General features: G+C 42.9%; 6 protein-coding genes and 2 pseudogenes. 6 read left to right on the top strand and 2 right to left on the bottom strand.

Translation table 11 applies throughout. The features are described 5' to 3' along the window. From ystJ to H540_RS0120890, 3 genes and pseudogenes are all read left to right on the top strand, one after another. A pseudogene (gene ystJ / locus H540_RS0120900) lies at positions 1–507 on the top strand (NADP-dependent malic enzyme); the annotation flags it as partial. Positions 508–610: 103 nt separating this feature from the next. Continuing rightward, positions 611–793 (top strand): YolD-like family protein, encoded by a 183-nt coding sequence (locus H540_RS0120895; protein WP_028402244.1) that lies wholly within the window; start codon positions 611–613, stop codon positions 791–793. Between the two features lie 289 nt (positions 794–1082). Next, the gene (locus tag H540_RS0120890) at positions 1083–2426 is read left to right on the top strand and encodes an MDR family MFS transporter (RefSeq protein ID WP_028402243.1); all 1344 of its coding nucleotides are present in this window, start codon (positions 1083–1085) and stop codon (positions 2424–2426) included. A 61-nt stretch (positions 2427–2487) separates the two neighbouring features. Here H540_RS0120890 and H540_RS0120885 read toward each other — a convergent pair whose 3' ends face one another. Next, complete coding sequence (locus H540_RS0120885) at positions 2488–2946, bottom strand: hypothetical protein (protein ID WP_028402242.1); 459 nt, start codon at positions 2944–2946, stop codon at positions 2488–2490. Between the two features lie 270 nt (positions 2947–3216). Here H540_RS0120885 and nfsA point away from each other — a divergent pair, with 270 nt between their 5' ends. Beyond that, entirely contained in the window at positions 3217–3966 is a 750-nt protein-coding gene (gene nfsA / locus H540_RS0120880) for an oxygen-insensitive NADPH nitroreductase (protein ID WP_028402241.1), read from the top strand. A gap of 71 nt (positions 3967–4037) precedes the next feature. Here the strand turns inward: nfsA and H540_RS0120875 are convergent, their stop codons facing one another. Next, the gene (locus H540_RS0120875; protein WP_028402240.1) at positions 4038–4964 is read right to left on the bottom strand and encodes a patatin-like phospholipase family protein; all 927 of its coding nucleotides are present in this window, start codon (positions 4962–4964) and stop codon (positions 4038–4040) included. Between the two features lie 608 nt (positions 4965–5572). On the opposite strand from H540_RS0120875, the gene H540_RS0120870 reads away from it, so the two are divergent. Together H540_RS0120870 and H540_RS30485 are read left to right on the top strand one after the other, a co-directional pair. After that, positions 5573–6670 carry an SH3 domain-containing protein gene (locus H540_RS0120870; RefSeq protein WP_028402239.1) on the top strand — a complete coding sequence of 366 codons (1098 nt, stop codon included), beginning with the start codon at positions 5573–5575 and terminating at the stop codon, positions 6668–6670. A 251-nt stretch (positions 6671–6921) separates the two neighbouring features. Continuing rightward, a pseudogene (locus H540_RS30485) lies at positions 6922–7182 on the top strand (RNA-guided endonuclease InsQ/TnpB family protein); the annotation flags it as partial.

The following is a 7182-nucleotide window of genomic DNA, read 5'->3' as shown; positions in this document are numbered from 1 at the left end:
ACATTAGCAGATGCGCTTGTTGGCGCTGATGTATTTGTTGGGGTATCGGCTGCAGGTGCCGTCACGAAAGAAATGGTTCGTTCCATGAACGAGAATCCAATCATTTTTGCCATGGCAAACCCTGTACCGGAAATTATGCCAAAAGAGGCGAAAGAGGCTGGAGCGCTAGTAGTAGGGACAGGACGCTCTGATTTCCCAAATCAAGTCAATAACGTCCTCGCATTCCCTGGTATTTTCCGTGGTGCTTTAGACGTTCATGCAAAAGAAATCAATGAGGAAATGAAGCTGGCAGCTGTGTATGCGATTGCCGGATTAATTTCAGATGAAGAGCTTCATACCGATTATGTGATTCCAGATCCATTTGACTGCAGAGTAGCGGCTCATGTAGCAGCAGCTGTTGCTAACGCTGCGATGGAAACGGGTGTTTCACAAAAAAATGTCAATGTAGAAGAAATCAAAACGCGCCTATTAGCATTAGCAGAAGAAACACAACCTGTTTTGGTGTAAATCTAGCCCAACTAAATTCTGGTATATAAATAAGAGTCTATTAACCCAAACCTTTTAAGTACATTTTTCCGTATAGACGACTGATAAGAAAGGAGGCCAACAGATGTTCTTAAAAGAATTAACCAAAGATCGCCTTATCACCATTACTTATTATCAGAACGGATCGTTACAAACATGCAAGGGTCGTGTTTGTAACCTGGATTTACATCAACAAACCCTTTTTTTAAAAGATGAACAGCAAAAGGTCTTCTTCATTCGTTTAGCTGATATTAAGGAAATTCATTAATCGCTTTGGTTCTGGTGCAAATAGTAATGCATAGAAAAATAGATTGTATGGTAAGAACAAAGAAAAGAAGCACTCCTTTTATGGGTGCTTCTTTTTAGCGATTTATATTTTTTCATAATCAAAAACAGGATACTAACCCAGTATATGAAAATGCAATAGCTGTAGCACCTGCAGATTTTTCTGTATGCAAAATGCAGCATGAGTGTGAGAAAAATGGAAGTTGATTTAATTGTAATTTTCTTACAGTTGGTGGTATAATACGTTGTTACTATGAAAGGGGGAAGGACGATTGAAAAACAGAACGTCCGTTATGATTAGCATTGTACTTGCGATGCTTGTGGCGTCAATGGATGCAACAATTATGAATACGACGATGCCTATCATTGCAAAGGAATTAGGGCGCTTTGATTTGTATGCATGGTCATTTGCATCGTATATGATTTTTTGTACCGTTCTTTCGCCGGTTGCGGGGCGAATTTCCGATTTGTTCGGAAGAAAGCACGTGTTTGCGTCTGGAATTATCTTATTTTTAATTGGCTCGCTTCTGTGCGGATTGGCCCAAGGTATGGTGCAGCTTATTATTTTCCGTGCTGTTCAAGGAATTGGTGCAGGCGTGATGATGCCGTTTCCTGCAATTATTGCAGGCGATTTGTTTCCGATTGAAAAACGTGGAAAGATTCAAGCGTTCTTTACGGCAATGTGGGGTCTTTCTGCCGTATTGGCTCCGCTGCTCGGCGCGTTTTTCGTAGAGTATATGACATGGAGATGGATTTTCTTCGTGAATCTTCCAATCTGCGTGTTATCTTTTGTAATGCTGCTTCCATATAAGGAAGTGTATACACCGAGAAAAGCAAGCGTGGATTATTTGGGAGCTGCGTTGTTTGCGATTGGCGTGAGCCTTGTTCTTCTTGTGACGGTGATGGAGAGCAATCAAGTTTTGTACGGCATATTAGGAGCTATCATTCTCGTTATCTTTTATTTTTATGAGAAAAAGCAGACTTCACCGATTGTTCCGCTACCTATGGTCCGCAATAAAACGATTAAATGGATGAACATTAACGGTTTTATTGGATGTGCGGCTTTGTTCGGAACGTCCAGCTATATTCCTTTGTTCCTGCAGAAGATGGCGCATTTGTCCATCTTTATGAGCGGCGTGGCGCTGTTTGGCATGTCCGTCGGATGGATGGCAGCGGCAGTGCCGGCCGGCAAATGGATTATGAAGTACGGATACCGTACGCTTTTGATCATCGGCAACGCTTTGCTTGTTGTGTCAGGGGCGACGCTGGCTTTATTGCAGGCAGAAAACGGTTTTTGGTATATCTTTGCGGTTATGATTATCCAAGGTGTTGCGTTTGGTCTGATCTCGACTGTCAGCGTAATTGGTGCGCAGCAATTCGTAGCTATGCATGAAAAAGGGATCTCGACTTCCTTCCTTATGTTCTCCCGTAATATCGGGACTGCAATCGGCGTAACGATTATGGGCGCTTTATTGACAAAGGCGTCAGGGTTTATGGATGGCATTCATCATTTATTCTTGTTCGGTTTTGCAGGGAGTGTTCTTGCGCTATTAACAGCGTTCTTCATTCACGATAAGCCGAATGAAGAAGAGGCGAAAAGCGTGCAGATAGTGTAAAAGAAAAAGGAGATGTGCAATTGTACATCTCCTTTTTATGTTTTGTAGTTTTACTAAAAAATCAAAAACCGTCTGCGTGTGGCGTAAATGCGATATTCAATCTTTGTTCAACGGCGCGCAGGCGCTGGTTGACTCTGTTTAATTGACGAGTATGGCGTTCTTGGATTTGATTGAGCTGATTGACTTGTCTTTGCAACTGATTCACTCGTTTCTCAAGCTCGTTCACTCGTCTTTCCAGTTGGCGGATTTGCGGCTGTTGGCGGTCGGCATCGTGTGGTTCTTGTCTCAAGTATGGATGATAAGGCTGTTGGACGTACGACTGCTGTTGATGTTGATCGGTATCAAGCTGTTCTTGTGTCATATATGGATGGTAAGACTGTTGGACGTACGGCTGCTGTCGGTCGTCGGTATCAAGCTGCTCTTGCGCCATATAAGGATCATACGGCTGCTGAACATATGGATAATGCTGGCTGTAAACTTCATACGGCATGTAAGGCTGATATTGCATGTATGGATACATTCGGATCGCTCCCTTTTTCAGGATGAATTCTTCATACAGTATGTAGGGAAAAAGCGGAGCGGCACGGCATATGCCTAGATGAAACTTAGAGCCGGAAAAAGGAATAGCTGTTAAGTTGTTTTATTCTTTTTTTCGCTTTTTATAAAATTGATTTGCTTTATACATTGAAGCTTCATTAACGGATGAAGGATACTGATGGCAAATTAGTGTCTTTTTTATTTTTGTTACTGTAGTATAAAAAATAAGAAACATGATGGGAGGAACTATATTATGAATCAAGTCATTGAAACACTTTTACAGCACCGCTCTATCCGCAAATATGAAGACCGACCGCTTACGGATGAACAAATTCGTGTAATTGTAGAAAGTGCCCAGGCGGCATCAACGTCGAGCTATATACAAGCTTATTCCATCATTGGCGTAAAAGATAGAGAGATGAAAAAGAAGCTTGCAGAACTCGCAGGGAATCAGGCATATGTAGAAACAAACGGCCATTTTTTCGTGTTTTGCGCTGATCTATATCGTCATGAGGTACTGGCAGAAATGGAAGGACAAGATATTTATGCTTCCATTGAGAGTACGGAGAAATTTATGGTAGCAGTGATCGACGCGGCTCTCGCGGCACAAAACGCGGCTGTAGCTGCAGAATCCATGGGGCTTGGCATTTGTTATATCGGCGGATTGCGAAATAATCTGGAAGAGGTAAGCGAACTTTTGAACGTACCGAAGCTTGTGATTCCGTTATTTGGCATGTCAGTCGGTTATCCGATGCAGGAAGGGAGCATAAAGCCGAGATTGCCGTTTGAGTCTGTATATCACGAGGAAGCGTATAACAAAGATGAAAAGCAGTTGAAGGAACAGCTGTCCCAATATAATGAAGTAATCAGCAATTACTACATCGAACGCACAGACGGAAAACGGAGCGATACATGGACTGGACAAATGGCACGCATGCTTTCTAAGCCGGTTCGTATGTATATGAAGGAATTTGTAGAGAAGCAGGGAATGAATAGAAGATAAGTCAGACAATATGACTCGTTACTGTGTCCAAGACATGTGCAAGCAGCCGGCTCACTGAAGCTGGCTGTTTTTTAGCACCATTCGTGTCTCAAAAACTGAATCGTCGGCTGCAAATTGGCAGACAAAGCTGTCTCCACCAGCAAATCATAAGCTTTCACATCATCCAATGCTACGTTCTCGCTTAACATTGGATTTAACCTGTGATACCGATTGCCAAGAAGACATTGGCTGTACAGCGAATCTGCCTCCACACTCCCGTTCAGCATCACGGAAAGCAGCGGAAACTGCGGTTCCTTCGATCGTTGCTTTTCAGGAGAATTATAAGACCACTGCCCGAATCCCCATTCACTCGTATCCTGCGTAATTCGTAATTCTTCGCATCCTGTTCCGATGGACAACAGTACAAGATTATCCAGGCTCTGATTGCCAAGAAGCCGATCAACTGCCAGCGCGATTGCTGCAACACTCGGACTGTTTGCAAACACACCTCCATCAATCAGCTGATTGTAGGATGGAAAATAAATAGGAGCCGCCGCACTCGCCATCGCTGCGTCAACTGCTGTTGCACCTCCTGCTTCCGGCAGCGGAAAGTTATGAAAAAAAACCGGCTTCCAACTTGCTTGCATCGGTCCTCCTACATCAAATGCAGTGACAATGGTACGCTTGCTGAAATCCTTTAAACGCAAATTCGGTGTAAAGAACGATGTAAGCAATTTTTTTAAACTGGCATTGCTGTATCTCGGACGTAAAATCGGAATTCGATTGGGGTTGCTGAAAACGCTCATCAGATTCCTCTTTGAAAACATCTGTAAAATTTCACTTGGCGTTTTTCCGCTCCCAAGACCAAGCGCCAAAAAAGAACCCACCGAGGTCCCCGCAACCAAATGAGTCGTCCTAATCAGCTCAGGAAATTCATTGCAAAGACGCGTCAGCAAGACAGCGGACAACACACCGCGCACGCCGCCCCCGTCAAATGTAAGAATTCTGTATCTTGCCATGCTTAACCTCCTCGCTGCGTAAAGTGCTGTATTTACTCCTATATATATACAATTCTATCTAGTTTGGGTGCGGAAATTTTGGATTTTTGATGCATTTATCAAATTTATTTTTTCACCCAGAAGTCTTAAATTCCTTCATTTCTTTTTTAGTGAATTACTGGAAACCGGGGTCGTACATAGATTTATAAACTCAAATTATAATTAATGTAGTAAATGATTCTAGGAATGCGGGAGAAAGTGCCGTGTTTGTAAGCGTTAACTTTTTGATTGATAAGGCAGGTCCATAAGTAAATGCCTGCCATTTTTTAATAACCAAACATTGGAAGCACACGGGTGGTTGGAATTATAGTAGAATAGAAGTGTATTTGGTTTAACTGTTGCAATGCATAGGGACAGTTAAAGGGACAACCAGATGTTAGACTCATGAAAGTGAATATAGAGCATGAGAATATACGGACAGAAAGGGATACATAAGAAGGGCTGTAATGCGGTCATTATGAGTTATGGACTGCTTTTCGATGTCGGAATATTCAAATTGTTTGATGATAGGGGAAACTGCGAAACTATGTAACCCATAACTTATTACACAACTAGGAGGAAAACATCTTATGAAAAATGTGATAAAAGCAGCTGCAGGATTAGCAACTTTGGCTCCGGCAGTTTTAGGCTTCAGCGCAAACGCAGACGCAGCGAGCGGCAAGGTTACAGCGTCGGCTTTAAACGTGCGTACAGCACCGTCTACAAGCGGCAAAGTGATCGGTAAAGTATATCGCAACAGTGCAGTTAACTATACAGACTACAACAGCTCATGGGTAAAAATTAATTTTAAGGGCAAGACAGCTTACGTTTCCAAAAAATATGTACAAGCTGCATCAGCTCCTTCTCAGCCGTCAACGGGCAACGAAAGCTATCAAGGAAAAGTAACAGCTTCTGCGTTAAATGTGCGTGCCGGTATCGGAACTTCTGCACAGATTGTCGGAAAATTACCGAACGGTACGGTCGTGAACGTATCTAACAGCTCAAACGGATGGCTGTATGTAACGTCTGGAAATGTAAAGGGCTGGGTATCCGGTCAATACGTAACGAAGGTAATGGCTGCTTCTACAAATCCGGCACCGACGACACCTGCTGCTAGGCCTGTCGCAACGGACTATAAAACAATGGATTTACGCTATCCCTCGCGTGTAACTGCTGATGAGATTAATAATTACATAGAAAAGTACGAGGCTCTTACTGGCAAGCATTCCGTATTCCATGGACAAGGACAGCTGTTCATTAACGTGGGAACAGATGCGGGCATTAACCAGTTAATCCTCGCTGCTATGGCCATTCATGAAAGTGCGTACGGCACAAATGAATTGGCAATCAAAAAGTATAACCTGTTCAGCGTCGGCGCATATGACGCAGACCCGTTCTACTATGCATATACGTTCCAAAGTGTAGAGCAATCCGTAAAATACCAAGCGAAGTTCTTAAAAGAAAGGTATTTAAATCCGTCTAACTGGAGATACAAAGGTGCGTATCTTGGAGACGCAAACAGCGGAATAAACTATTATTACGCAACGGACAAGCAATGGGGCGAAAAAATCGCAGCGCATGCGAACAGAATCCATCCGTTCAGCGCAGCAGAATATACAAACGTTTCCCTTATGTCAGGTGCGATTCCGGCAGTAGCGGATCCGATTAAACCTCCTGCGAAGAAATAATAGAAGAGGAAAAAACGAGAGTCTTTGAGGCTCTCGTTTTTTATGAAAAGGTGATTTTTTTATCATAAATTAGGCGAGAATACCCCCACTTCAAGCGTGTGAATGGTGTGTAACGGTAAGTGGGGATGAATCGCCTTCGCACAAGAGATAGGCACGTTCCATCTCTATTGTCCAACATGTAAAAATTTTGTAAATGTATAGAACGTATGTTTTGTTTGTGGTAAAATGAGGAATATACAGGGGGTGAATCTATGATTCGAGCGAAACGAGTCTATTTCCAAACCTCAAAGATAAATCTGCAGCGATTGTTTGACTGCAACCGCGAGTCCGCCAAAGTATGGAATGATTGTTTGCGTCACGCAAAGGCGTATCATCTGCAACATAACGGTAAATGGATCAACAAGTCTGCCCTCCAAGCACTAACAAAAGGAAACTACCACTTACATTCTCAAAGCATACAAGCTGTATTTGAAAAGTACTTGTTCGCCAGAGATGCTACAAGAGCTGCCCTC

The organism is Ectobacillus panaciterrae DSM 19096 (genome assembly GCF_000430785.1).
Classification (GTDB): domain Bacteria; phylum Bacillota; class Bacilli; order Bacillales; family Bacillaceae_G; genus Ectobacillus; species Ectobacillus panaciterrae.
Note: the sequence above shows the minus strand (reverse complement) of the source record. Positions and strands in the feature narration are given on the sequence as shown.

What these genes read in the sequence shown, in the direction of transcription:
- nfsA (WP_028402241.1), top strand. Translation starts at nt 3,217, where the DNA reads ATGAATCAAGTCATTGAAACACTTTTACAGCACCGCTCTATCCGCAAA.
- H540_RS0120875 (WP_028402240.1), bottom strand. Translation starts at nt 4,964, where the DNA reads ATGGCAAGATACAGAATTCTTACATTTGACGGGGGCGGCGTGCGCGGT.
- H540_RS0120895 (WP_028402244.1), top strand. Translation starts at nt 611, where the DNA reads ATGTTCTTAAAAGAATTAACCAAAGATCGCCTTATCACCATTACTTAT.
- H540_RS0120870 (WP_028402239.1), top strand. Translation starts at nt 5,573, where the DNA reads ATGAAAAATGTGATAAAAGCAGCTGCAGGATTAGCAACTTTGGCTCCG.
- H540_RS0120885 (WP_028402242.1), bottom strand. Translation starts at nt 2,946, where the DNA reads ATGTATCCATACATGCAATATCAGCCTTACATGCCGTATGAAGTTTAC.